The following is a 23,555-nucleotide window of genomic DNA, read 5'->3' on the forward strand; positions in this document are numbered from 1 at the left end:
TAAGCGCCGCTGCTTTTTATTGGTGAAGAATTGACCTTCTGGCAGAAATGTTTTGTTGCTTTTAGTACGGCTACTTAAGTGTGTTGAAACTATGAAAATATCATTCCTTCTTCTTTCCTGCTTCTTCCTTCTTTGCCTTTCTGGCTTTGCCCAAACTACCCTTAAACTGCCGCAGGCAAGTCCCCGGGTAAATGTCACCTACACCATTGGCGTCACTGAAATCACGATCAATTACGGGGCACCCGGCGTGAAAGGCCGCACCATCTGGGGGAAACTGGTGCCTTATGGCCAGGTTTGGCGGGCGGGTGCCAATGAAGCCACCACTATCAAATTCAGTACCGAGGTGAAGATTTCGCAGGAGACCATTCCCGCGGGTATCTATACCTTGTATGTAATGCCCCAGGATGAGGATAACTGGACCCTGATTTTAAGCAAGCAGAAAGGCCTTTGGGGAACGGAAGGCTATGACCCTGCACAGGACCAGATCAGGTTGCCCTTCTCCCCTAAGAAATCGCCTTTCCATGAAACACTCCAATATACCGTTACTAACATTCAACCCAACAGCGGAAACTTAACCCTTAACTGGGCCGACCAGCAATTGGAAGTGCCTGTACGGGTAGAAACCCATGACCAGACCATGCGCCTCATCAAAGAAGCTCTGGACCATTCAAAGAAAACAGATTGGTCTGTGTACGCGGAGGCGGTCAATTACCTGTTACAGCAAAACCAAGACCATGAACTGGCCTTGAAGTGGGTAAACAAATCCATTGACATTGAGGAGAACTTTTACAATACCTGGTTAAAGGCCAAGCTGTTAGCTCAGAACAATGAATACATGGAAGCGCTGGAACTGAACAAAAAGGCTCAGCGGTTAGGCAAGAAAACCAAGGAAAGCTACCAGACCTACGCCGATGAAATTGAAGATGATGCCGTGCTATGGAAGGAAAAGAGATTCAACGTCAATTAAGCTTCTAACCTGTTATAGGCCTGTTTTCACGAAAACGGCCCCAAAACGGAATCGTCTGCTCTATACCAGAGCAGGCGATTCCGTTTTAGACAATCCGCTGGTTAGAACTTGGCCATGAACCGTACGTTCACCAAACGGCTAGTCAGGTAATTAGGTACTGCATAGGTGACGCCATTGAAATCTTTAATGTAATTATAAGACACCACGTTGTTGGCGGCAATCATGTTCAATACCTCCAGGCTCAGCCAAAGGCTTTTAAGTCCGAATTTACTTTCCTCTGAGGGCCTGAGGGTGATCAGTTTGGAAAACCCAATGTCTACCCGTTTATAGGAAGGTCCGTCAAAGGCGCTCCGCAGGTTAATATCGCCGGGAGGGCCGAATGGAAGGCCGGAGCTAAAAACGCCGTTCAGGTACATGCGCAAGGTGGGGTTGTTGGGCAAATGGTCCTGGAAAAATACCCCGAAATTTAATAACTGATCTGAAGGACGACGCACATAGCCTGTCGCTTCTTTGCGGACCACTTCTCTAGTCTCAGGGTTTCTGATGGATGTGGAATCGCCGGTCAGGTTTTCCCTTGTTCTCAGGAATCCTACGCTAAACCAAGACTCCTCCCCTTTGATAAACTCGCCGTTCACCCGCACGTCCAGGCCCATGGCATAAGCCGTGCCTTTTACGCCAGGCAAGTACCTGATGCGCATGTTGTCCTGCTCATAAGGGATAATGGAGGGCAGGTATTTGTAATAGGCTTCGGCGGAAAGTTTGAAAGGCCGCCCCCATTTCTGAAACTGGTATTCTGAGCCCGTGATAAAATGCCAAGCCTGCTGGTTCTCCATATTTGGGTGAAGGGTACCGTTCCCATTGCGTAATTCACGATATAACGGGGCCTGCACGTACAAACCTGTGGCTACTTTAAAAGACCAGGCCGGTAAATTGGGAAACCGTAGCGCGTATTGCACCCGGGGGCTGACAGATAATTGCTTGTTCACCGACCAATAGTGGAAGCGCGCACCGTAGGTAAGGGTTTGTATGCTGTCCAGTTGCCACTGGTGCTGCGCAAAGCCTTGGTAGCGCCAGGAATTCAGAGATTGCTGGGTATGCAGCGTGGTAAGGTTATAGACGTAGTCGGATGAATCCTGGAAAGAATACTCCTGCAAATGGTCCTGAATGTTTTCATGGCCAGTTTTAAGCCCCGCGCTAAACTCACTTCTTCTGGAGGCTGTCCAGGTAGTTTTAAGTTCAATGGTCTGCAGGGATGCCCTTAACCGGTTGCGGGAAAATTCATACCTGGAACCAATTCCCCGCTCTCCGGCGCATCTATTGAAAGGCGAAACGCCCGGCGAAGGCTCTGCGTCACAGAATCTGTAACCCGCCTCCAAATCCCGGTATTCGCGCTCCTGGCTGTATAACCCAGAATAGATAAGCTCGGCCTTCAGATTTGGTTTAAGTTCATGCTGGAGTCTGAGCCCGCCCTGGTAGGTAGTATACCGCATTTGCTCCTGCCCGTCATAGCCTACTAAAAGTCTTACCATTTGAAACTGATTCCCGAAACTTGTTTCCCGAGTTTCTGGCCGTACTTGATAGTTATTATGGGCGATGTTCCCTAAAAAGCTTAGCTGGGTTTTGGGTTCCAGCCCCGCTGCCCTTTGGTCTGCCGGTGACAGATCATAAGTGAGAAACGTCTGGACATCTGAGAATTTTGGCCGGTAGTTTCCTTCTACCTGAAGGCTATTCAGCACATAAGTGGCGTTTTTGTGTCGGGCGCCCAGCAGGTAGGTCATCCGGCCTTTAGCCGCAACGCCTTCGGTATGCAAAGAGCCCCCGGTCAGGCTTCCGGAAACGGTACTCTCAAAGGTGGTGAGTGTTTTGTATTGGATGTCTAATACAGAAGAAAGCTTGTCGCCGTATTTGGGTTGCCAACCTCCGGAAGAGAAAGTGATGTCCTGCACCAGGTCTGGGTTCACAAAACTAAGTCCCTCCTGCTGTCCACTAATGTTCAGGAACGGTCGGTACACTTCCATGCCATTTACATAAACTAGGTTCTCATCAAAGTTTCCGCCCCTCACGGAGTAACTGGAGGAAAGCTCATTATTACTAGTCACGCCGGGCAGGGTGAGCAACACTTTGTTGAATTCCTGAAAAGGAGCTGGCAGCCGTTGGGTTAGGCGAGGGTCCAGCCTGGTAATACTAACCTGTTCTCGGGTATCATTCAGGCTTTTCCCTAGTATTCTTACTTCATTAATGTGAGTATTTACTTCCTGTAATTCTACGGTCAGGAATCGGGTTTCCTGAGGCAATAATTCTATCTCCCGGGTATAGGCGTGATAGCCAATGTAGGTGATGACCAGAACGTGTTTGGTATTTGGCTCCAGCTTTAACGAAAATTTTCCCCGGGCATCGGTGGACGTACCCAAGTCTTTGCCCTGGATAGCCACCGTGGCGCCCACCAGGGGCTTTTGCTTTGGGTCTTGAACTATTCCCTGTAAAAACGACTGTTGTGCCCAGGAGGGCAGACTGGTTGAAAGAAATAGAACAATCAACCAACCCCTGCGGAAACCCATGTACGTTTACTTTTGAATTTGCTTCAGATCAAGGATGGTTTGAACCGGGTTTTCTGAGTTGAAAACAAAGGAGCCAGCTACCAATACGTCTGCCCCAGCCTCTAATAAAAGCGGTGCATTTTCTTGGTTTACCCCACCGTCTATTTCTATTAAACAGGCTGAACGTTTTTGAGTGATCAAGGTTTTTAAGTCCTTAATTTTCTGGTACGTATGCTGGATAAACTTCTGCCCTCCAAATCCTGGGTTCACCGACATCAAACACACCACATCAATATCCTGAATGATTTCGGAAAGGGAGGAAATGGGGGTATGCGGGTTCAGGGCCACCCCGGCTTTGGCGCCGCTAGCTTTAATCTGTTGCAGCGTCCGGTGCAAATGCGGGCACGCCTCATAATGCACGGTGATGTTATCTGCCCCCACCTGTCTAAACTGCTCAATATAGAGCTCCGGGTGCTCAATCATCAAGTGCACATCCATAGTCTTCTTTGCTATCTTCTGGATAGCCTGAATAACCGGAAAGCCAAAGGAGATATTAGGCACAAACCGCCCGTCCATTACGTCAATATGGATCCAGTCAGCAGAGCTTTGGTTTAACATTTCAACATCAGTGCCTAATTGGGCAAAGTTGGCGGCTAAAACAGAAGGAGCAATTAGATGAGACATGTGAGGAAGATTTTATGATGCTGCAAAGCAACGGTTTCTAGAGAGGAAAACAAATTGGAAATTGCGGGATATGTTTAAACTACGGGCGCCTTTTCAATAGATCTTATATATGACTGAAGAGTTAAAGAAAAAGGCATTATCCTCATTTTAGGGTAATGCCTTTTTCTTGGTAATATATTGGTTTAAATTTTACCTGAGCTTTCCAGTTCCTCAATTCGGTCTGTTCCAGATATAATATATCCAGAACCTATCTGACAGTTGGTACCAGGAGAAGCATCACAATTGTATCTTACCTTTGAAAAGCGATAAATGGAGCCAAGATCTGCCGCATAAATCTCATACACCTCTACTTCATTAATGAAATCATCAGGATCACTTTTCGCTTTGTTAACCTTTAGGGTGTTTGGGTACGTTTTGCCCGCTACATCAAAAGAAGCGCCTATTTGCTCATAGAAAAAAGTATCCCTTAGCTGTCGGTCCTCCTCCTTGGGAAAGTAGTTAGGATTAAAGGCATTCGGGTTCCAACTTTTACCTTCTTCCACCGGGTACACCATTTCAACCACAATGCGGTTATTGGTTTGTAACTGTAGATCACGGGTGCTTTTTGAAATGGCTTTCACCCCAGTAACTATCCAAGACTGATTGGCATTAGCCCTTTGGCTTACCTCTACCGTGTACCATTCTTTGCCAGTCTGGTCTTTAGATACGCCTTTTACTAATTCGCGGGTTTGCAACAAGGTGGTTGTGCCAACGTTGTTGGTATACTTCGTTTCCTTAACGTTATAAACCCGGTAAGTACCCACTTCCATGGGATAGTACGCCTGACCAGTTTTCAAAGGGTCTAATACAACCTCCTCATCACCGCAGGAAGAAAATATTCCAGCCAGGATGGCTACCACAAGCAAAAGTTTTTTCATGGAGTTTTTTTAATAGACTATTCGTCTAACATAAAGCTTGTTTCAATCCACCCTCCGCCTATCACGTCATCTCCTTCATAGAAGACGGCGGCCTGACCAGGGGCAATGGCGTTGACGCCTGCGTGGAATTTTACCAGCATTTTATCTCCCACCTGTTCAATAGTAGCAGCCGTACCAATGTCATTATAACGTACTTTGGTTACGGTTTCAGTGGGCAGGCCATGTAGGTTCTCGTATTTACCCAGACTTAACTTGCCAACGTTCATTCCGTTCTTAGCCAGCTGCTTGTAATTGCCAAGCACTACCCTATTCGTATCTTTCTCTATTCGGGTTACAAAAGCAGGATACCCTAGGGCCACACCCAGGCCTTTGCGCTGACCTATGGTGTAAAACGGATAGCCTTCGTGCTTACCAACAACGGTGCCGTCTTCCAGCACAAACTCGCCCCCGGCTACTTCTGCCTGTAAGGTAGGTACCCGACGCTTCAGGAAACTGCGGTAGTCATTGTCTGGGATAAAGCAGATCTCATATGATTCGGCTTTCTTTACCAGGGCATCAAAGCCACGGTCCATGGCCATTTGCCTGATCTCCGTCTTGTGCAGTTGCCCCAGCGGGAAAATAGTCCGGCTTAAGCTTTCCTGCGAAATTCCCCAGAGGGCGTAGGATTGGTCTTTGTTATGGTCTTTGCCTTTGGAGATCACGTAACGGCCATTCTCCTGCCTGATGTTGGCGTAGTGCCCGGTGGCTATGAAATCACAGCCTAGTTTATCGGCGCGGCGCAACAGGGCATCCCATTTAATGTGGGTGTTGCATAGCACACAAGGATTGGGCGTGCGGCCGGCAATATACTCGTCCGTGAAGTGATTGATGACATAATCACCAAATTCCTCGCGTATGTCAATAATGTAGTGCGGGAAACCCAGCTGCACGGCTATGTCGCGGGCGTCATTGATGGAATCAAGGCTGCAGCAGCCGGTTTCCTTCTTGCTGCCACCTGCACTGGCGTAATCCCAGGTTTTCATGGTCATACCCACTACTTCGTATCCCTGCTCATGGAGCAATACTGCTGCCACCGAGGAATCAATGCCGCCACTCATGGCGACCAAAACTCTTCCTTTTGAATTCATTTTTTTCTAAGATGAAACGGGATTCACAGTCCCGCCGAAAAACAATGTTGCAAATATAGTGAATTCAGGGGGCTTTCGCTCCTCTCTGACCCTAAGGCAGTTTCTGCTTCTTATCTCAACCCCTTCGTAAAAGAAATAGTTTAACCAATATGCCTTAAGAAATTTTCAATGAATTCTTTCTTTTTATGCAGTCCTTATAGGCAATAAGCGGTTTACCAAGTACATTTGACCAGCAAAACAGTCTTGTTTAGGAGCTGTTTTTCTCAAAACTAGATAAAAACATGGCACTGAATACAATAGTCCTGGTAAACCAAATCACTAACCTTAGTGATGCCCGTTATTGCGCCGGTATGGGCGTAGAAATGTTAGGTTTTTCCCTTCAGGCTGGTCAGCCGCAACACATCTCACCGGCTGCCTTCAAAGAAATCTCTGGCTGGGTTTCTGGCGTGAAACTGGTTGGAGAAGTCACAGACCTGCCCGTTAATGAGCTGGAAGAACTGCTCTTAGACTACAAAGTAGACCTCCTGCAGTTGAACAGCCTCTATTATATTGAAGAGTTAGATGACCTGCCCCTGCCCATTATACTGCGGGTCATGATTGATAAAGATTCTGTGGAAGAGAACATCATCAGCACCCTGGATCTTTACCACCAGCACGTAGAGTATTTCCTGATAGATTCTGAAGACTTCTCCTTTATTGATGAGACTAACCTGCGGTTCCTACGCGATATTTCCAAGCAATACCCTATCCTTTTAGGCTTTGGGCTGACCAAAGAAAACACCAAAGAAGCTCTGGACCGCATTCAACCGGCAGGCATAGCCCTGAAAGGTGGTGAGGAAATTAGACCTGGTTACAAGAATTTTGATGAGCTAGAGGAAATCTTTGAGCAATTGGAAGACTGAGATAATGTGCTAATTTTTTAATGTGCTAGTAAGCTAATTTGTGATTAGCCAAAGCCTTGAATGTAAAAACAGAAACTTAGGCTACTCTGAAATTAATTAACTTCTTTGATAAAAGCCGAAATCCGTTTTGGGCCTGTTTTCTGAAAAACAGGCCCAAAACGGATTTCGGCTTTTAAATGGTTTAAAGGTTCTGTCCCTTATGGGTGATTACAAATCAATAAGATCCTTAACTCATTAGCACATTAACCAACTGTAAATTGCAGGTATTTAATAGGCACGCCCAACTCAAGATAGGTTTTCTCAAAGGTGGTGTAAATGCCCATGGTGTGGTCCTGTAGGTCAGATTCATATAAGTCTTTGGTATAAAGCAGGTTTTGCGCCTTACGCTCTTCCAATACTTCCAGGGAATAATCAAACAATAGCTCACTGTCCGTCTTGAGGTGTACCTTGCCGCCGGGCTTTAGAATACGCTGGTACATGTCCAGAAACCGGGGCGACATGAGCCGGCGCTTGATATCGCGTTTGCGGGGTTGCGGGTCTGGGAACGTAACCCAGATTTCATCCACCTCCTGCTCCCCAAAATGTTGGTCAAGGTTCTCAATAAAAACCCGAAGGAAGCCCACGTTGTGCAGGGCATTCTCTATGGCCAAGGTGCTGCCTTTCCAGATGCGGTTACCCTTTATGTCTATGCCGATGAAGTTCTTTTGAGGGTACCGCTGGGCCATGCCAATAGTGTATTCCCCTTTTCCGCAGCCTACCTCCAGTACTAGGGGTTGGTTCTTATGGAAGAACTCGCTGTTCCAGCGTCCCTTTAACTTTTCGTACTGATCTTTGCCGGGTTCTACCACGTTGGCCCGGTTCGCGTTTACCGCAAATTTCTCTAGTTTACCTCTGCCCATGAATTATAGTTCGGGAATTTCCGCTACCACAAAGGTACTGCCTCCTATGAATATTACCTCATCTTCCTGTGCATAGGCTTTGGCGGCCAAAATGGCGTCTTCCACGGTGGGATAAGCGGCCCCCTTAAGGCCGGCGAACTGGGCTTCTTCCCAAAGCTTCTGTACGGGCAAAGCCCTCGGTATCTGGGCCTCACAGAAATAATACCGGTAGGAAACTGGTAAAAGCCGAAGCACGCTTGATATGTCTTTGTCATTAACGGCGCCAAATACCACATGCACCTGGGGAGCTTTTAACGCCAGCAATTGTTTCACCACCTCCGTAAGGCCGTCTATGTTATGCCCGGTATCACAGATGGTAAGCGGCTTTTCTGACAAAATCTGCCATCGGCCTTTGAGCCCGGTCAACTGTTGCACGTTTCGGAGCCCTTCACGGATATGTGCTTCGGTAATCGTGAAACCTTGCTGGTTTAGCTGTGCTACCGTCGCCAAGACGCCAGGCAGGTTGAAGCGTTGGTAATTCCCCAGTAAGGACAACTCCAGGTCCTGTAAATAAATAGCGCCCTTGTGCCTTACAGTATAGATAGAGGAAAAGGCTTTGCTTTCTTTTAGTTCCACCTGGTACTCCTGGTCAGCGAAGAGCAGGGGACTTTGCGTTTCAAGGGCTTTTTTCTCAAAAGTGCCTGAAACGGCAGGTTGGGTGGTACTGATGATTGCCGGGATGCCAGGCTTGATGATGCCTGCTTTTTCCTGGGCTATTTCTGGTAAGGTATTGCCTAAGAGCAGTTGGTGGTCTAAGCCAATATTGGTGATTAAGGAAACCAGAGGGGTAATGATGTTAGTGGAATCAAGGCGGCCGCCCAGGCCTACCTCTATCACGGCAATGTCTACCGCTTCTTCTTTAAAATACTCAAAGGCCAGGGCCACGGTCATCTCAAAGAACGACGGCTTAATTTTCTCAAAGAGCGCCTGGTGCTGGGTTGTAAATTGGGCCACCTTCTCCTTGGAGATCATCTGGCCATTTACTCTAATGCGTTCTGTGAAGTCTTTGAGGTGCGGTGAGGTGTACAGGCCGGTTTTGTAGCCAGCCGCCTGCAAGATTGCCGCCAGCATGGAAGACGAGCTTCCTTTCCCGTTGGTGCCGGCAATGTGCACGGCTTTAAAACTGTCCTGGGGATTATGTACTGCTTCAGTTAAGGCAATGATGTTGTCCAGGCTCTTCTTAAAAGCAGCGTTGCCGATGCGGTGAAACATCGGCAACTGCTGGTAAAGATAGTCTAAGGCTTGTTCGTAGGTCACGAAATGCAGCGTTGGGTTAGTTGGATCTTATGATAAAGGTAATGGTTCCGGTAGCGCCTGAACTGGCATTGGCGCCATTGATCCGGCTAAAGGTGGTGCGCTGTACCTGGTTCTTATACCAGTTCTCAACCTGCGGACTCACGTTACTTTCTATCACTTTTAAACTGACAATATCTCCGTCGGCATCAATCTTAATCTGGATCTTGACAATTCCGCTTTCATTGTCATACGGGTCAGGACGGGGAGCAATGTCATAGCGCCAGCCGGGCATGTCCAGGTTTCCGCCGCCGCTACCGCCTTTACCGGTTTTCTTACCGGGCATCAACCCTTCCGGATTTCCTTTGTCTCCTACGGTATTTTCATCCCCGTTATTATTTCCCGTAGGCCGGTTGCTGGTCCCGGCTGTGCCGTTTCCGCCGCCATCTTTGGCTTTGCCGGTCATAAGGGCCCGGTTATCTACCTTTTTAACTACTTCCTTAGGCGCTTCTACAGGTTTGGGTTTCGGCTCTTCTTTTACTGAAACGGGAGATTCTGCTGTGGTAGTAACCACTTTCTCCGGCTTAGAGGCCTCTACAGGCTGTGGTTGTGGTTGAGGCTGTGGCGTCACTTTAGGAGCCACCGCGGCCGGTTTGCTATCTTCTGGGTTTGGACTAGGATTAGGCTGGGCTTTGCTATGTACATCCCCGCTTCCGGTCTCTGTGGTTCCGAAGGACATTTCAATGCCGCCCAATTGATCAAGCGGTGGATCTGGGGTCTGGTAAGCCAGGAAATAAAACAGGAAAAGTAACAACAGCAGATGAACCACCAGGCTCACGCCCATGGCAATGCGTTTATTCTTTTCCTCTTCTTTTTGTAAGGCAATCATGTATCCTTATTCAGTTGCAATAGTGGCAATAGAAATCTTCGCCTTTAAGTCGCTGGCAATCCCTCCTACCTTCACCAGGTACTCTACGGGAACGGTTTTGTCTACATTCAGGACAACAACCCCCTGCCCTTCTTCGGTTCCGCCCAAGGCAGCGGACAGGTCGGAGCTAAGTGTTTCCAGAGTAGTAGGTCTATCGTTTACGTAATACTGTAGGTCTTTGGTAATGGTCACGCTTACCTTCTGCATGGTAATGCTGCCCTTAGAACTGGAAGGCAGGTTCACCGGCAAAGCAGTGGGTGTTACGAAATTGGAGGTGAGCATGAAGAAAATCAGGAGCAGGAAGATGATGTCCGTCATAGAAGACATGCTGAACTCCGCGCTGATTCGGTTTTTGGAACGTAAATTCATTAGGCTTGCGGCTCCTGTAATAAATCAATGAACTCAATGGAGCTGTACTCCATATCATGCACAATGCTGTCAATTTTGGCTACCAGGAAGTTATATCCTACGTAGGCTGGCAAACCTATGATCAATCCGGCCGCCGTAGTTACCATGGCTTCATAGATACCTCCAGAAAGCAATTTAGGGCTGATAGACCCTTCGGCTTGGGCAATAGCGATAAAGGCACCGATCATACCCGTTACCGTTCCCAGGAAGCCCAGCATGGGGGCAGCCCCTGCCACGGTGGCCAGACCAGAAAGGCCTTTTTCCAGACGGGCAATCTCAATCTTTCCTACGTTTTCAATGGAAGCCTCAATGTTTTTCAAAGGGTGACCAATGCGGGAAATTCCTTTTTCCAACATGCGGGAAATGGGAGAATTGGTTTGGGCACATAACATGCGGGCGCCTTGTACGTCACCGGCAACCACCAGGCTTTTTAAGCGGGCATTAAAACCGGCCGGGTTCTGGGCGGCTTTCTTAATGGTAAGGTAGCGCTCCACAAAAATGTAGATGGCCATAATGGAAAGGGCCGCCAGAGGGAACATGGCCCAACCACCCGACATGGTTAAATCTAATAAACTAACGGTTTCTGGTGCTGTCTGGGCGGCAGTTGCCGCGTTTGCTAAAGTGTCTACTGGAGCTGTAGTGGTAATCTGGAGCAGAAAAGCGTTCATGTTAATAGTTAAATACCCAAAGTTCATTGCTTATTTTAGAACGCAAGGCCGGTAAGGCTGCGTAGGCTTCGGCTTCTGAGGCATAGTCTGCCACAGATACCCGCTGCCGTTTGGTGTCATAGGCTGGCGCTACAATCTTAGCGTCATATCCTTTTCTTTGAAGGCTTTTCTGGTTACTGGCCGCATACCCTTTCAAAGAGAATACGCCCATAATAACGTAAAAACGGCCTGTTCTCTGTTTAATTGTACTGCTGCTTACAGCTGCTTTATCAACCGATTCCGCCTTTTTTACTTCTGCATTGGCAACCGGGGCAACCACTGCTTTTTCTGCTTTAACTGGAGCGGTGACAGGTGCTGTCTCTACTACAGTTAGCGCTTCTGAAGTAGCTACCAGGGCTTCTTCCGTTTTAGGGCCGTTTTCCGGAAATTGAGCCAAAAGTGAGTCATCTGTGGCCAGTTCCTCTTCAATGGAGGCACCATCCGGAAGGGCTGTCTTGTATTGCTCCGTTAACTGAGCTTGCTCAAAAGCATCTACCTCAGTTACTTGTGAAGTTGAATTGGAGACTGGCTCCGAAGTGGAAGCAGACTTGATAAGGGCAAAAGGATTCAGAGAGCTTAAAGCCACATCAGACTGCATGGAAAGCAGGTAGATACCGGTTATGGCCATTCCACCCAGCACCAGCGTGGCGCCCATGCGGTAAAGCTTCCGAAAGCGGCTGCTCTTTTTGCTTTCTTCTTGCGCAGCCGTCTGGTCTTTGTAGTTGCCTCTTAGCACCAGGGACTCTTTGCCCGGGATAGGCTTGGAAACCAGTTCCGGTAACCCAAACGAATGCTCCAGGAAGTTATCAGCGTCCAGGCTTTCAAACACCAGCTTGCGCTCGGCATTGTACCGGAACACCCCAACGTCTTTCAGCTCAAACCTATGCTGGGTCAGTAACTGCTCTTTTAGCTCCTGGACAAAGGCCGCTACGGTTTGTTGGGCCTTAGGCATGGGCCACTGCTGCTTGTGGGCCAGTGTAGAAATCAATAACCCATCATTTACCTTCAGCTGTTCATTAAAGGCCACGCGCTTATAGGGCGGTGAAAACGTATGTTTCACCGGATGGATCTTAGCAGGCGCATAATGCGTGATTAGTCCCCCAAAATCAGGGATGATCACGCAGTCATAGGCGTACAATAAAGATTTTATGTGGCTTTGAACCATATGCTTTTAGAAAGAATAAGTAACCCCACCAATAAAGGAAATCCCCTGGTTAGGATAATTCACAAAACGCTGGTACTTGCTACCCAGCAGGTTATTGCCCATGATAAAGGCCGAGAACCTGGGTGAGAAGCGGTAATCTGCCTTCAGGTTCAAGTCCACGATCGTGTCTGTCTCTTGCAGCAACTTGGTACCATCTGTGCGGGTAATTTCCCCAAACGAACTGCTAATATAGTAAAGTTCAGTGTTGAAGAGAATCTTGTCCCAAAGATTATATGAGCCAAAGGCCGTCACCATGATTTCGGGGCGATGGAAAGGCTTGGTTAAAGAGGTGACGTTATAGCTGTTATTTTCGGCCTTTAGCCCTATTCTCAGGTCCTCAGATTGGTTAAAGGTCAATTGACCAAACAGTTGAAATACTTTGGTTACGCCGTCATCATACAGAATATCTAATTTGGATGAATCTGCGACGGCATTGTTATAGAAATACAGGTTGCGGAACCTCTGCAGGGCAGCCCGACCGGTAAAGCTCAGGTATTTACTGATGCTCCCATTCACCCCTCCGTAAATCTCCAGGCCTTTGTTTACGTCAGCTATGTACTGGTTCTGGTTCAGGTAAGGATTCTCTTTGCTCAGGCCGTAAAGGGTGGTCCGTTGAAGATCCCCGCCCGCCCCGGCAAATATTGAAAGGCCATTCTCAATCACTTGCACGTTAGCTTCCAGGGCCGGATACACGTTAAACTTCTTGGCGTCATTGATGGTGTCTCCGGTGTAGGCAATAGTGGCTCCCAAAAGGAGGTTGAGCTTGTCTAACTGCAAGGCATATGCTGGCCTAATCTTGAAGAAGCCCCGTCCATAGGTTTCTTCATCGCCTTTTAGGCTGGTATACGCCATTTCGGCATTCACCACTACCTTAGACTCATCGCTTAAGTCATAGACAGTCTCCACGTTCCCGAACAGGTGCGTCTCCTTGGCAGAGAAGTCATCATTGGTGTAGTTAAGGCCCACTTTTCCGTTGTAATGAAAAATGGTTCTGGCCTGCGTGAGGTTGTTTAAGTTGCCTTCTACCAAGAAGCGGTTATATACCTGTTTAACAGTATTCTTATCATACTCAAAGGCAGGGTTACGGCCATAGAAATACGCCTGATCGCGGTCATACTTTATCCGGGCGCCTACTGTTACCGGGCCTGAGTATAATTCACCGTGCGCCTGCAGGTAACTGTTGGCAGCGCCGGAGTTTTCAATAGGTCCGTGTGCCGAAGACAAATGCCCTACCTCTGCGCCAAAAGAAGACTTATCGCTGCGTTTGTTATGGAAGTAGCCTTTGGCGTAGACGGTTCCGTAGTTGCCAATGCCGCCCTTCACGTAGTTGCCATAGAGTTTGGTCAGTTCCTCCTGCTGAATGGTAAGCACCTTCATGGGCAGGTTAATGTAGTGCTCAGGCAGGCGGTACTCATTGTAGCGGTAGGTTACCTTGCGGTCGCCTAACTTGGGTGGTTGGATGAGGAATTTCTCAAAGTTCCGGTTGGCTTCCGGAAGCTCAAGCACCCGGTTTTTCTCTACTACAATTTCTGTGTTTTCAAGTTTAGTCCCTTCGCCCCATCCCGTTTGAGCCTGAGCGGCAGGTAGAAAGCCCAACATTAAGAGAGCAGATAGGCCTGCCAAGTGTATCTTAGTTCTCATTTTCTTTCTCGTTAGGGGTGTTTACCGGAGGAGTAACGCTGTTTTCCAATGCGGCCAGCTTGGTTTTAGCTTCGGTTTTGATTTCCTCCAGCGGAGAATTTTCTATAATGGAATTCAAAGTTGCTTTCGCCTGAAAGGCCTCATTCTGCGCAACGTAGATATCAGCAATCATCAGGAAGGTCTTGCCTAACCAAAGGTCATAATCCCCAAAGGTCTTGCTGAACTCAAAGCCGTGGTCCAAAGCCTCTTTGTATTTCTTTTGCTGGAACAGGATTTCTGTGATGAGGTAATGCGCCTCGGCACCATTCACGTCCGTAGCCGAAGTGGCCGCCGTTGTGAATTCTTTCATGGCCTGGTCAGTACGACCCAGGGCCAGACTGGCTTTGCCTCTGAATAAAAGCGCCGTGTTATAAGCGTTTAAAGTAGAATTGCCGCGGGCAATCAGGTCATCTGCAATCAGAATGGTGTTGTTGAAGTCATTGGTGAAGTAGAAGCTCTTCATTAAGCCTACCAAGGCGTTGGCCTGCTCCTTCTTGTTCACGGCCAGGTCACGCAGGCGCGAGTAGAAAGCGGCAGCCTCACCGTAGTTGCCGTTCTCAAATTCCATGTCTGCCACACGCTGGACGGCTTTGCTCAGATACTCCGACTTGCCCTGGATGGCAACTTCTTTGAGGCTGCGCAAGGCATTGGCCTTATCTCCGCTTCTAAAGTAAGAGTCACCCAGGAAATACCGGGCATTGGCCACCGAGGCGCTGGCCGGGTAGCTTTTCAGGAAGCCCTCAAACTTAGGAATGGCCTGGGTATACTTTTCATTAAAGTAAAGCGATTTAGCAGCTTCAAATTCAACACTTTCCAGCGCATCACTTTCCGGGTTGGCTAGCTTGAATTTCTCCAGATAGGTGTCCAGCTGCTCGGTTTGGTTGGCGGCGCCTAGGGTTTCCTGCAAGCTATACAGGGCGTTGTTGGCTATTGGGTGCGTGGGGTACTGGTCAATCACGCGCTTGAAGTCTGCGATGGCTTCGTTCTTGCGTTGCAAGTTACTGTAAGCCACTCCTCGTTTCTGCAGCGCGTTTGGTACCAGGGTGCTGTTGGAATAGTTGTCTATCAGCTGGCTGAAAGAAGCAATTGCCGGGGCGTAATTTGAGGCCTCAAAGTCAATGATACCTTTTTGGTACACGGCATCATCGGCGTAGCGCGACTTTGGATAGTTCTTTAGTAAGATCTGCAAGCTGGCAATAGCCTGTTCTCGCCGGCCCGACAGGTTTTGCACCACTCCTTTCTGGAAGTGCACGTAATCTGCGTCTGGGGTGCGGGCGGCCAAGGCCTGGTCATAGTAAGAAAGGGCCTGGCTGTAATCCTTGGTTACGTAGTACGTATCGGCTAGCCGGATCATGGCGTCTGTGTAGTTGGGATTGCCCGCCTTGATGGAATTGTCACTCAAATACGCTTTGAAATGCACCAGGGCCTTGTCGTACTGCTTTTCATTGTAATACGCGTAGCCAATGCCGTAGCGGGACTTCACGTAATACTCGGTGCGACCGGAGCCGGGGGTCTGGAAAACGGCGCCGTAGCTGTTGATGGCTTGCGGCCAGCGCTGACCAATGGAATAAGCTTCCCCCTTCAGGAAGTTGCTGCCCGCCTGAATCTCCTTGTCATAAGGGAAGCCCAACGATTTGTCTAGCATCTGCACGGCCTGCTGGAACAACTGGTCATTGTAGAGCTTAACGGCCTGATAATAAGTAACCCGCTGATAGGTCTCATTGATGCGGTGGCTGCGCTTGGGCAGTTTCTCAATGTGCTGGATGGCTTCCAGGTAATTGCTGGAGTTGAGGTAGGCATCACTTAAAATATCATCGGCCTCGCCGGCAAACCTAGACTCTGGAAAATCTTTGCTGAATGAAGCCAACGAGTTGATCACCTCAGAGAAGTTGCCCAGTTCATAGTTTAGCTGCGCGTACTTGATAGTGGCGCCTTCCTTTACGTTGCGGTCTATGTTAAGCTTGCGGGCCTGGTCAAAGGCGCCCAGCGCAAACTGCTTGTTGTTGTCTTTGAGGTAACTTAAACCTAGGTGATAGGACGCGTTCTGGCCCAAGGAATCTGAATGGAAGGCCACGGCCTTCAGGTTCTGGATGGCGCTTTTAAAATCGTTGTTCTTATAATCGGTTATCCCTATTTTGTACTGTACGGTTTTGTCAAGGGTCTTTTTGCCTTTGGCGTAGCTCTTGAAATACTCAGAAGCTTTTTTGAAGTCATTGCGCTGGAAATAGGCATCCCCTACCAGCAATTCAATTTCCTGGGGGTTCTGTACTTTAGGCGTCTTCTGCAGAGAGGCTTCGCCGTAGCTGATTACCTCCTGGAAGTTCTTCTCTTTATAAAGCACCTCGGTGAGCATGTACGGCACTACCAGGCTGTAACTCTCATCCTTTTCGGCAACCTTAAGGTCTAGCTTGGCGCCAATGTAATCTCCTTCTTTGTAGGCCAGGTAACCGGCATAATAGCTAGAGGCATAGGAATATTCATGCGTGCCGCGTTTGTTGCGGTCAAACAGTTCTTTGGCTTTCTTGAAATTCTTTTTGGTAAAATAAGCGTACCCCAGCTTAAACTCTAACTCCTTTAACTGCGCGTCATCCAGGCGGTCGGCGGGGGCTTTCTCCAGGTACTGGATGGCCTTGTCATAGTTCTTGCTGTCAAACAGGGAAGTACCTAGCTCAAAGAACGCCACGCTGGCCTTGGGGTGCGTAGGAAAGCGCTTGGCAAACTGCAACACCAACTGCTCAGCGTCCGGGTGGAACAGGTACAGCCCACTGATGGCGTAGTAATACTGCGCATCGGCGGTTTTGGCGGGGTCATTAATAAGCCGGATGTACTCTGCGAAGGCCTGCTGAGCGGCCCCAAACTTTTCGCGGTCAAAAAGCTCTAACCCTTCCTGGAAAAAACGCTCTTCTGAACGGAAGGTCAGCGGGTGCTGCGCGTGTGCCACGTTGGCTCCTCCCAGCAAGGCGGTGGCCAGGGCTAACTTGTAAGGTATCTTCATAGGTAATTAGGGTTTTGACCTTGCCTCAACCAGAAAGCTTGGTTGGCTACAGGAAGGCCCGTCCTTCAAATTTAGAAAAATTGTAAGGAAGCGACTGCAAAAGTTAAGGTATTTGCTACCGTTGGAACGACAACATAGCGCTTTTAGCATATACCAGGGCTCCAAAATTTCCTGTTTTAGGCCTGTTTTAAAGAAAACGGCCCTAAAACAGGAATTACCTGATCACCGGTATGGGGTGTAATATTTTAAAGACCAGCTCCTTTAAGATATCTGCGTCTGAGAGCGTCCCCCCTTCTATGCCTTTGCTCTGCAGGTCTGCTTGGTGAATAAAGGTGATGATCTGCAACACCCGGCGGTATGGGTAGGCCCTAAGGGCGCCCAGATATTCCTTGGCCAGGAAGGCGCGGTTGCCCAGCTCCTTGGCCACCGCCTGCTCATTGATCTGCGGCAGCAGGTGCAGGGTCATGAGCTTGGAGAAGAAAGAAAACAGCAGCACCAGGTTGGGGATAAGCGGATTGTCCTTGGGGTTTGATTCAAAATAATTCAAAATGCGATTGGCCTTGAGCACGTCTTGCCGGGTAAGGGCGTTCTGCAGCTCAAAGATGTTGTATTCCTTGCTGATGCCGATGTTCTCCTGCACCAACTTATCATCTATGGTCTGCCCGGGTTTCAGGTTCAGAGTCAGCTTCTCAATCTCATTGGCCAGCCTGGATAGGTCTGACCCGATGAACTCGCCCAGCATCATCACCGCCTGGGGCGTGGCCTGCAGGTTCTTGCTTTTAATGAAGGAGGTGATCCAGCCGCCTACCTGGTTGTCATATAGTTTTTTGGTGGTGAGCAAGACGGCCTGCTTCCCCAGCAGTTTGCCCAGGCGCTTGCGGCCGTCTACGGATTTATGTTTGTGGCAGAAAACCAGAATGGTGGACGGCAATGGGTTATTAAGATAAGCTTCTAACTGACGGGCGGCAGGGTCTTTCTCGGGGTCGGCCTCAAGGTTGGGTAGGTTCTGGGCCTCTTTCACAATTACCACCTGCCGGTCAGACATCATGGGGAATCGCTTGGCCTGCAGCAGCACCGTGGGCACGTCTGTGTCTTTGCCGTACAGCACCACCTGGTTGAAGCCTTTCTCCATGTCATTGAGGGCATTCCTCTCAATGTAGTCTGAGATGAGGTCAATGTAATACGGCTCCTCGCCCTGCAGGAAATACACAGGGGCGAATTCGCGGTTCTTGAGTTGCTTCAGGATATCATCTGCGGTAAGCGCCATAGCAAAGGTTGGATGCTGGAAGGGTTCATTCTACTACACCCCAAAGTTACTACTGTGGCGTAAGGATTCCACTATGTGGAGAGAAAATAGCAGGGTGATTGCATGGAGAGATTTGGATGGGTGAGGCGCTTTAGGTTTATTTGTTATTTTAAGAGAGTTGCCTTTACCAATATCACAAAGGAAATTAATATGGGGCGGCAATAAAGCATGATGCGTATGCCAATTTAGGGAATTTTGTTCTATTGTTTATGTGTTATTATCTCTTTTCCTAATGGCACTTTTCTAATTATGTCAAAGTAGTTAATTAATTCTTCCACAAGACATATTACGCATTCAATTGAATTCTCAATTACCCAAAGCGATACTTCGTTGATACTAGCCTTATTGTTATCAACTAACTTAAATTCTTTAAAATGCTTTTTCAATGATGAAGGAGCAGATATAGAGATAATGTATTTTCCTTCTTTAACGTAGTGTTTTAAGCTTTCAGATACAAAGTCATCCTTATAGTGAATAAGTTCAGCCCTATATTCGCCCAATTTGAAAACCCAATTTTTATCTAAATCATTTATTAGCTTGGCTAAGGATGTTTCTTTGAAGTTGCCAGTTCCTCGAGAGGTTCTTACTAATTGTGTCCAAAGTAATTTTTTCTTTTGCTTGTTATCCTCTAAAATAAACTTTGTCAAGCAACTGGTGTAATCAAATAATGAAAGTGTATTAAATATTATACTATCAAGTAAGAAGTCTTGCTTGAGTGCTATCTGGCTAGTTATTAAGGGTGAAATTTGTTTGTTATTGATACTTTCTTCACCACTTATATTTATTGAGGCAAGAAGGTCATAATGATAAAAAATACTTTCTAACCTTAGGGTTATGCTATTTCTAAGTTCTATGAAATCATTATTAGCAATAGATCCTGAGATTTTATTGGAGTACTCAAACACCATTTTTACTAATAGGTTCTTTAAAAACTTCCTCTTTCCTTCAAGTCGCAAGACCGAAGTGGTATGGTTTGAATATTTAGCTTTATCGAACTTGTTCATTTTCTTTTCTAAACTTGTTAACGTCTGAGCTAACGGTTAGTATAAAAAACGTGCAAGGCCGTCGGCCGTAGCATGATTTTTATACAGTGTTATGGCCTGTTTTTCTTTATTAGCGCATACAGGGCTTCAATTTTCATTGGTTCTTCTAAAGTCCACTTTCTCATTGTGTTTAAGTTGACCATTCTTGCGAAGTCGTTACCACCCTCAATTATATAGTTGTACTTATTCCCTTTAAACCAAACAACAGCGTAGCATATTTCTCCTCCATGCTTTTGCTGAAAGAATCGTTTTCGATTTGCTTCTTTAAAAATTGCTTTCAAATCGGCTGTTTCTGCTCCGTCCAATTTTACCATTTCGGCTTGTCGGGAAGCAAGGTCACGATGGTTATGCTGAAGTCCTGCCGTTGTCCCTGCGCGTTTGAAGTCTTTATAAATAAATATTGAATCTGCTTCAATTTGGCAGAAAGCTGGAATTGTAAATAGTATCGGTAATGTAAGGAGCAGTATCTTTTTCATATTTATAAATTGGCCATAACTTGTTGCTAAACGCAAACCTTCGCTTATCTGCACAATGTGCGGAGGTTTTTCCTCCCCAGCCAACGCGTCTTGGGTTGGTAAGGGTTCTCCTAACAAGATAGCGTTTTTGGCATGTTTTCCAAAAAAACACCTTTAAAACAGTTTAAAAGCAGTAAAAAGACATAAACAGGTCGGCCTGTGCTTCCTGAACCGGTGCAGGCAAAAGGATATCTTATAAAATAAATTCAGTGTACCCGTGTATTACCCGGGTAATACACGGGTAGCAGCTTGCCCATCGGGCTTTCTTTTTGAGCCTGTTTTCTGAAAAGCGGCCTCTAAACACCTCTCCTTTGCTCTAATTACCTTCTACCTATTCGCTCCTTTTCCCCACACTATCACTTCTCCCTCCGGTTTAACCTATCTCCCCTGCCATCCATTTTAAAAGATGTGTATCTTTGGCCCTTGTAAAATTTGAAGCCACATGAATTTAATTGAAGAACTGCGTTGGCGCGGCATGCTGCAGGATGCCATGCCCGGAACAGAAGAACAACTGAACGCAGGCATGACCACCGGCTATATAGGCTTTGACCCTACGGCCTCCTCGCTCCATATAGGCAACCTGGCCACTATCATGCTCCTGGTGCACCTGCAGCGGGCCGGGCACAAACCCATCGCGCTGGTAGGCGGCGCCACCGGTATGATCGGGGATCCCTCGGGCAAATCCGCGGAGCGCAATCTGCTCTCTGAAGAAGTGCTGCGCGATAACCAGAACGGCATTAAGAAGCAGCTGGAGAAATTCCTGCAGTTTGAGGGCGTGCCCAACGCCGCCGAGATCGTGAACAACTATGACTGGTTCAAAGACTTCTCTTTCCTGGATTTCCTTCGCAACGTGGGCAAGCACCTCACGGTGAACTACATGATGAAGAAGGAGAGCGTGCAGAAGCGGATCACCGCCCAGGAAGGCGAAAACGGCGCCGAAGGCCTTTCCTTCACCGAATTCTCGTACCAGCTCCTGCAAGGCTATGACTATTACCACCTATACAAGCACAAGAACGTGCGTCTGCAGATGGGCGGCTCTGACCAGTGGGGCAATATCACCTCAGGTACTGAGCTCATCCGGCGCATGGAAGGCGGCAAAGCCTTTGCTTTGACCACGCCCTTGGTGACCAAGGCAGACGGCAGCAAGTTCGGGAAATCTGAGAGCGGCAACGTGTGGCTGGCCCCCAACATGACCAGCCCCTACAAGTTCTACCAGTTCTGGCTCAACGTAGCCGATGAGGAAGCCGAGAACCTGATCAAGCGCTTTACCCTGTTAACTCAACCAGAGATTGAGGCCCTAGTAACCGAACATGCCCAGGCCCCGCACCTTCGCGTGTTACAGAAGGCCCTGGCCAAAGAGGTAACCACCACCGTGCACTCCAAAGAAGACTATGAGAGCGCCGTGGAAGCCTCGCAGATTCTGTTCGGGAAAGGCGACCTGGAAACCCTGAGGAATTTACCTGAAGCCACCCTGCTGGCGGTGTTTGAAGGCGTGCCCCAGATAGAGGTTTCCAGGGCCGGATTGACCACCTCTACCCCTGCCGTTGATTTCCTTTCTGAACTGACCCAAAACCAGATTTTTGAATCAAAAGGAGAGGCAAAAAAAATGATCCAGAATGGCGGCGTGAGCATCAATCGGCAGAAAATAGGCTCCCCAGATGAAGTTATCACCCAGGACCTGCTCCAGGGCAAATACCTGGTAGTGCAGAAGGGAAAGAAGAATTATTACCTGGTAAAAGCCCTTTAACCGACCAGAAACCAAGAAAAGCACTCCTGTTTCTATTACCTGTTTTGGGGCCATTTTCAGAAAAACGGCCCCAAAACAGTAGAAAGGCCAAAAAGGCCAGGGCATAAAAAAAGGAGGGTTTCGAAACCCTCCTTTTTTTATAATGCTTTATTAATGAGCAACTTATATTACTTTGCTTCTGCGTTTTTCATGTCTTGAACTTCCTTACGGATGTCCTGAGCCATGTTTTTCAGATCCTGCATACCTTTTCTTACACGAGTTCCGGCAGCTGAATTCTTCTTGTCGTAGAATTTTTCAAAGTCACCTTCCAGAGAAAGAACCAGATCCTTAATTTTAGAAAAATTGTTCATTAGAGCTTGTTTTAATGGTTTAACGTTTCGTTTAATGGCTCTAATATAGGAATTATAAAATAAGGTGCAAAAAAATTACTGGTTGTATTATTTTAGTAAAGACCGCCGTTTTTAGACCGCAACCGATGATTTTGTATAAAGTCCTTTATCTAACTTGACAGAAATTGCCTCAAAGGCAGCAATGGTTTCGGCCACGTCTTCCAGGGTATGGATGGCGGTCGGGATCAGGCGAAGCATGATCACATCCTTAGGCACTACCGGGTACACCACAATAGAGCAGAAGATGCTGTAGTTCTCACGCAGGTCTAGCGTAAGCGCGGTGGCATCTGAGATCTGGCCGTTCAACAGAACCGGGGTAACCGGAGACTCCGTGGTGCCAATGTTGAAGCCTTTCTCGCGCAGACCTGCCTGTAAAGCCTCCACAATCTTCCAAAGGTTGTCTTTCAGCTCAGGCTGGGTGCGCAACAGCTCCAGACGCTTCAGGGCGCCAACCACCAGGGTCATTGGCAATGACTTGGCGAAGGTCTGGGAACGCATATTGTAACGCAGGTACTCAATTACCTGTTGGTTACTGGCCACAAAGGCGCCAATGCTGGCCATAGACTTGGCAAAGGTGGAGAAGTAGATGTCAATACCGTCCTGAATACCCAGGTGCTCGCCAGTGCCCGCACCGGTCTCTCCCATGGTTCCAAAGCCGTGGGCATCATCTACCAGCAGCCTGAACTCAAATTTCTCTTTCAGGGCCACCACTTCGCGAAGCTTGCCCAGGTTACCACTCATGCCAAACACGCCTTCGGTGATTACCAGAATGGCGCCGCCGGTTTCCGCTACCAGGCGTGACGCCCGCTGCAGCTGTTTCTCCAGGCTTTCTATATTGTTGTGCTGGTACACAAAGCGCTTGCCCTGGTGCAGGCGAACACCATCAATAATACAGGCGTGTGATTCGGCGTCATAGACAATCACGTCATGGCGGTCTACCACAGCATCAATAATAGACACCACGCCCTGGTACCCGAAGTTCAACAGGAAGGCGTCTTCTTTTTGCACAAAGTCGGCTAGCTCTTTCTCTAACTGCTCGTGGTTTGTAGAGTTACCAGACATGATACGGGCCCCCATTGGCAAGGCCATTCCAAATTCTGCAGCTGCGTCAGCATCCGCTTTTCTAACCTCGGGGTGGTTAGCCAAGCCTAAATAGTTGTTCAAGCTCCAGTTCAGAACCTCTTTGCCCCTGAATTTCATGCGCGGAGAGATTTCTCCTTCTAGCTTTGGGAAAGCGAAGTAACCATGGGCGTAGTGTGAATGGCTGCCAAGCGGTCCGCGGTTGGCTAATAACTTTTCAAATAAATCCACTTTAGATAAGATTAAGG

20 protein-coding genes are annotated in these 23,555 nt (G+C 48.0%); 3 read left to right on the forward strand and 17 right to left on the reverse strand.

The window, feature by feature from the left end:
• Positions 1–91 precede the first annotated feature (91 nt).
• The gene (locus TH63_RS07825) at positions 92–967 is read left to right on the forward strand and encodes a DUF2911 domain-containing protein (RefSeq protein ID WP_048920463.1); all 876 of its coding nucleotides are present in this window, start codon (positions 92–94) and stop codon (positions 965–967) included.
• 101 nt (positions 968–1,068) lie between these two features.
• Here the strand turns inward: TH63_RS07825 and TH63_RS07830 are convergent, their stop codons facing one another.
• The 4 genes from TH63_RS07830 to mnmA all read right to left on the reverse strand — a co-directional run bounded on the left by TH63_RS07830 (position 1,069) and on the right by mnmA (position 6,232).
• Complete coding sequence (locus TH63_RS07830; RefSeq protein WP_048920464.1) at positions 1,069–3,525, reverse strand: TonB-dependent receptor; 2,457 nt, start codon at positions 3,523–3,525, stop codon at positions 1,069–1,071.
• 6 nt (positions 3,526–3,531) lie between these two features.
• The gene (rpe, locus tag TH63_RS07835) at positions 3,532–4,188 is read right to left on the reverse strand and encodes a ribulose-phosphate 3-epimerase (protein WP_048920465.1); all 657 of its coding nucleotides are present in this window, start codon (positions 4,186–4,188) and stop codon (positions 3,532–3,534) included.
• A gap of 182 nt (positions 4,189–4,370) precedes the next feature.
• Positions 4,371–5,105: a hypothetical protein gene (locus tag TH63_RS07840; protein WP_048920466.1), complete on the reverse strand. Its 735-nt coding sequence runs from the start codon at positions 5,103–5,105 to the stop codon at positions 4,371–4,373.
• A gap of 17 nt (positions 5,106–5,122) precedes the next feature.
• Entirely contained in the window at positions 5,123–6,232 is a 1,110-nt protein-coding gene (mnmA, locus tag TH63_RS07845) for a tRNA 2-thiouridine(34) synthase MnmA (RefSeq protein WP_048920467.1), read from the reverse strand.
• A 281-nt stretch (positions 6,233–6,513) separates the two neighbouring features.
• Between mnmA and TH63_RS07850 the strand changes: the two genes are divergently transcribed.
• Positions 6,514–7,134 carry a phosphoribosylanthranilate isomerase gene (locus TH63_RS07850; protein WP_076606441.1) on the forward strand — a complete coding sequence of 207 codons (621 nt, stop codon included), beginning with the start codon at positions 6,514–6,516 and terminating at the stop codon, positions 7,132–7,134.
• A gap of 242 nt (positions 7,135–7,376) precedes the next feature.
• On the opposite strand, the gene trmB is transcribed toward TH63_RS07850, so the two are convergent.
• The 11 genes from trmB to TH63_RS07905 form a co-directional block, all read right to left on the reverse strand.
• Positions 7,377–8,033, reverse strand: a complete 657-nt coding sequence (gene trmB, locus TH63_RS07855; RefSeq protein WP_048920469.1) for a tRNA (guanosine(46)-N7)-methyltransferase TrmB — start codon at positions 8,031–8,033, stop codon at positions 7,377–7,379.
• Between the two features lie 3 nt (positions 8,034–8,036).
• A complete protein-coding gene (locus tag TH63_RS07860; RefSeq protein ID WP_231583567.1) occupies positions 8,037–9,329 on the reverse strand; it encodes a bifunctional folylpolyglutamate synthase/dihydrofolate synthase in 1,293 nt (430 codons plus the stop codon).
• 16 nt (positions 9,330–9,345) lie between these two features.
• Positions 9,346–10,194 carry a hypothetical protein gene (locus TH63_RS07865; protein WP_048920470.1) on the reverse strand — a complete coding sequence of 283 codons (849 nt, stop codon included), beginning with the start codon at positions 10,192–10,194 and terminating at the stop codon, positions 9,346–9,348.
• Positions 10,195–10,200: 6 nt separating this feature from the next.
• The gene (locus tag TH63_RS07870; protein ID WP_048920471.1) at positions 10,201–10,602 is read right to left on the reverse strand and encodes an ExbD/TolR family protein; all 402 of its coding nucleotides are present in this window, start codon (positions 10,600–10,602) and stop codon (positions 10,201–10,203) included.
• Positions 10,602–11,309 (reverse strand): MotA/TolQ/ExbB proton channel family protein, encoded by a 708-nt coding sequence (locus tag TH63_RS07875; protein WP_048920472.1) that lies wholly within the window; start codon positions 11,307–11,309, stop codon positions 10,602–10,604. Before TH63_RS07875 ends, TH63_RS07870 begins: the two co-directional genes overlap by 1 nt.
• 1 nt (position 11,310) lies before the next feature.
• Positions 11,311–12,513, reverse strand: a complete 1,203-nt coding sequence (locus TH63_RS07880) for an HU domain-containing protein (RefSeq protein ID WP_048920473.1) — start codon at positions 12,511–12,513, stop codon at positions 11,311–11,313.
• A gap of 6 nt (positions 12,514–12,519) precedes the next feature.
• Complete coding sequence (locus TH63_RS07885; RefSeq protein ID WP_048920474.1) at positions 12,520–14,193, reverse strand: hypothetical protein; 1,674 nt, start codon at positions 14,191–14,193, stop codon at positions 12,520–12,522.
• On the reverse strand, positions 14,183–17,227 hold the full coding sequence (locus tag TH63_RS07890; RefSeq protein ID WP_076606442.1) for a tetratricopeptide repeat protein: 3,045 nt from the start codon (positions 17,225–17,227) through the stop codon (positions 14,183–14,185). Before TH63_RS07890 ends, TH63_RS07885 begins: the two co-directional genes overlap by 11 nt.
• A gap of 214 nt (positions 17,228–17,441) precedes the next feature.
• Positions 17,442–18,494: a DNA polymerase III subunit delta gene (holA, locus tag TH63_RS07895; RefSeq protein WP_048920475.1), complete on the reverse strand. Its 1,053-nt coding sequence runs from the start codon at positions 18,492–18,494 to the stop codon at positions 17,442–17,444.
• Between the two features lie 239 nt (positions 18,495–18,733).
• Positions 18,734–19,537, reverse strand: coding sequence for a hypothetical protein (locus TH63_RS07900; RefSeq protein ID WP_048920476.1), 804 nt, complete (start codon positions 19,535–19,537; stop codon positions 18,734–18,736).
• Positions 19,538–19,626: 89 nt separating this feature from the next.
• Positions 19,627–20,136: a hypothetical protein gene (locus tag TH63_RS07905; RefSeq protein ID WP_197088655.1), complete on the reverse strand. Its 510-nt coding sequence runs from the start codon at positions 20,134–20,136 to the stop codon at positions 19,627–19,629.
• Positions 20,137–20,533: 397 nt separating this feature from the next.
• Between TH63_RS07905 and tyrS the strand changes: the two genes are divergently transcribed.
• Complete coding sequence (gene tyrS / locus TH63_RS07910; protein WP_048920478.1) at positions 20,534–21,838, forward strand: tyrosine--tRNA ligase; 1,305 nt, start codon at positions 20,534–20,536, stop codon at positions 21,836–21,838.
• 167 nt (positions 21,839–22,005) lie between these two features.
• On the opposite strand, the gene TH63_RS07915 is transcribed toward tyrS, so the two are convergent.
• Both TH63_RS07915 and TH63_RS07920 read right to left on the reverse strand, forming a co-directional pair.
• The gene (locus TH63_RS07915) at positions 22,006–22,188 is read right to left on the reverse strand and encodes a hypothetical protein (protein ID WP_048920479.1); all 183 of its coding nucleotides are present in this window, start codon (positions 22,186–22,188) and stop codon (positions 22,006–22,008) included.
• Between the two features lie 111 nt (positions 22,189–22,299).
• Entirely contained in the window at positions 22,300–23,538 is a 1,239-nt protein-coding gene (locus TH63_RS07920) for an aminotransferase class I/II-fold pyridoxal phosphate-dependent enzyme (protein ID WP_048920480.1), read from the reverse strand.
• Positions 23,539–23,555: the final 17 nt, after the last annotated feature.

It is taken from the genome of Rufibacter radiotolerans (assembly GCF_001078055.1).
GTDB classification, from domain to species: domain Bacteria; phylum Bacteroidota; class Bacteroidia; order Cytophagales; family Hymenobacteraceae; genus Nibribacter; species Nibribacter radiotolerans.

What these genes read in the sequence shown, in the direction of transcription:
- holA (WP_048920475.1), bottom strand. Translation starts at nt 18,494, where the DNA reads ATGGCGCTTACCGCAGATGATATCCTGAAGCAACTCAAGAACCGCGAA.
- TH63_RS07885 (WP_048920474.1), bottom strand. Translation starts at nt 14,193, where the DNA reads ATGAGAACTAAGATACACTTGGCAGGCCTATCTGCTCTCTTAATGTTG.
- TH63_RS07870 (WP_048920471.1), bottom strand. Translation starts at nt 10,602, where the DNA reads ATGAATTTACGTTCCAAAAACCGAATCAGCGCGGAGTTCAGCATGTCT.
- TH63_RS07850 (WP_076606441.1), top strand. Translation starts at nt 6,514, where the DNA reads ATGGCACTGAATACAATAGTCCTGGTAAACCAAATCACTAACCTTAGT.
- TH63_RS07840 (WP_048920466.1), bottom strand. Translation starts at nt 5,105, where the DNA reads ATGAAAAAACTTTTGCTTGTGGTAGCCATCCTGGCTGGAATATTTTCT.
- rpe (WP_048920465.1), bottom strand. Translation starts at nt 4,188, where the DNA reads ATGTCTCATCTAATTGCTCCTTCTGTTTTAGCCGCCAACTTTGCCCAA.
- TH63_RS07865 (WP_048920470.1), bottom strand. Translation starts at nt 10,194, where the DNA reads ATGATTGCCTTACAAAAAGAAGAGGAAAAGAATAAACGCATTGCCATG.
- trmB (WP_048920469.1), bottom strand. Translation starts at nt 8,033, where the DNA reads ATGGGCAGAGGTAAACTAGAGAAATTTGCGGTAAACGCGAACCGGGCC.
- TH63_RS07880 (WP_048920473.1), bottom strand. Translation starts at nt 12,513, where the DNA reads ATGGTTCAAAGCCACATAAAATCTTTATTGTACGCCTATGACTGCGTG.
- TH63_RS07900 (WP_048920476.1), bottom strand. Translation starts at nt 19,537, where the DNA reads ATGAACAAGTTCGATAAAGCTAAATATTCAAACCATACCACTTCGGTC.
- TH63_RS07875 (WP_048920472.1), bottom strand. Translation starts at nt 11,309, where the DNA reads ATGAACGCTTTTCTGCTCCAGATTACCACTACAGCTCCAGTAGACACT.
- TH63_RS07915 (WP_048920479.1), bottom strand. Translation starts at nt 22,188, where the DNA reads ATGAACAATTTTTCTAAAATTAAGGATCTGGTTCTTTCTCTGGAAGGT.
- TH63_RS07825 (WP_048920463.1), top strand. Translation starts at nt 92, where the DNA reads ATGAAAATATCATTCCTTCTTCTTTCCTGCTTCTTCCTTCTTTGCCTT.
- TH63_RS07890 (WP_076606442.1), bottom strand. Translation starts at nt 17,227, where the DNA reads ATGAAGATACCTTACAAGTTAGCCCTGGCCACCGCCTTGCTGGGAGGA.
- TH63_RS07830 (WP_048920464.1), bottom strand. Translation starts at nt 3,525, where the DNA reads ATGGGTTTCCGCAGGGGTTGGTTGATTGTTCTATTTCTTTCAACCAGT.
- mnmA (WP_048920467.1), bottom strand. Translation starts at nt 6,232, where the DNA reads ATGAATTCAAAAGGAAGAGTTTTGGTCGCCATGAGTGGCGGCATTGAT.
- tyrS (WP_048920478.1), top strand. Translation starts at nt 20,534, where the DNA reads ATGAATTTAATTGAAGAACTGCGTTGGCGCGGCATGCTGCAGGATGCC.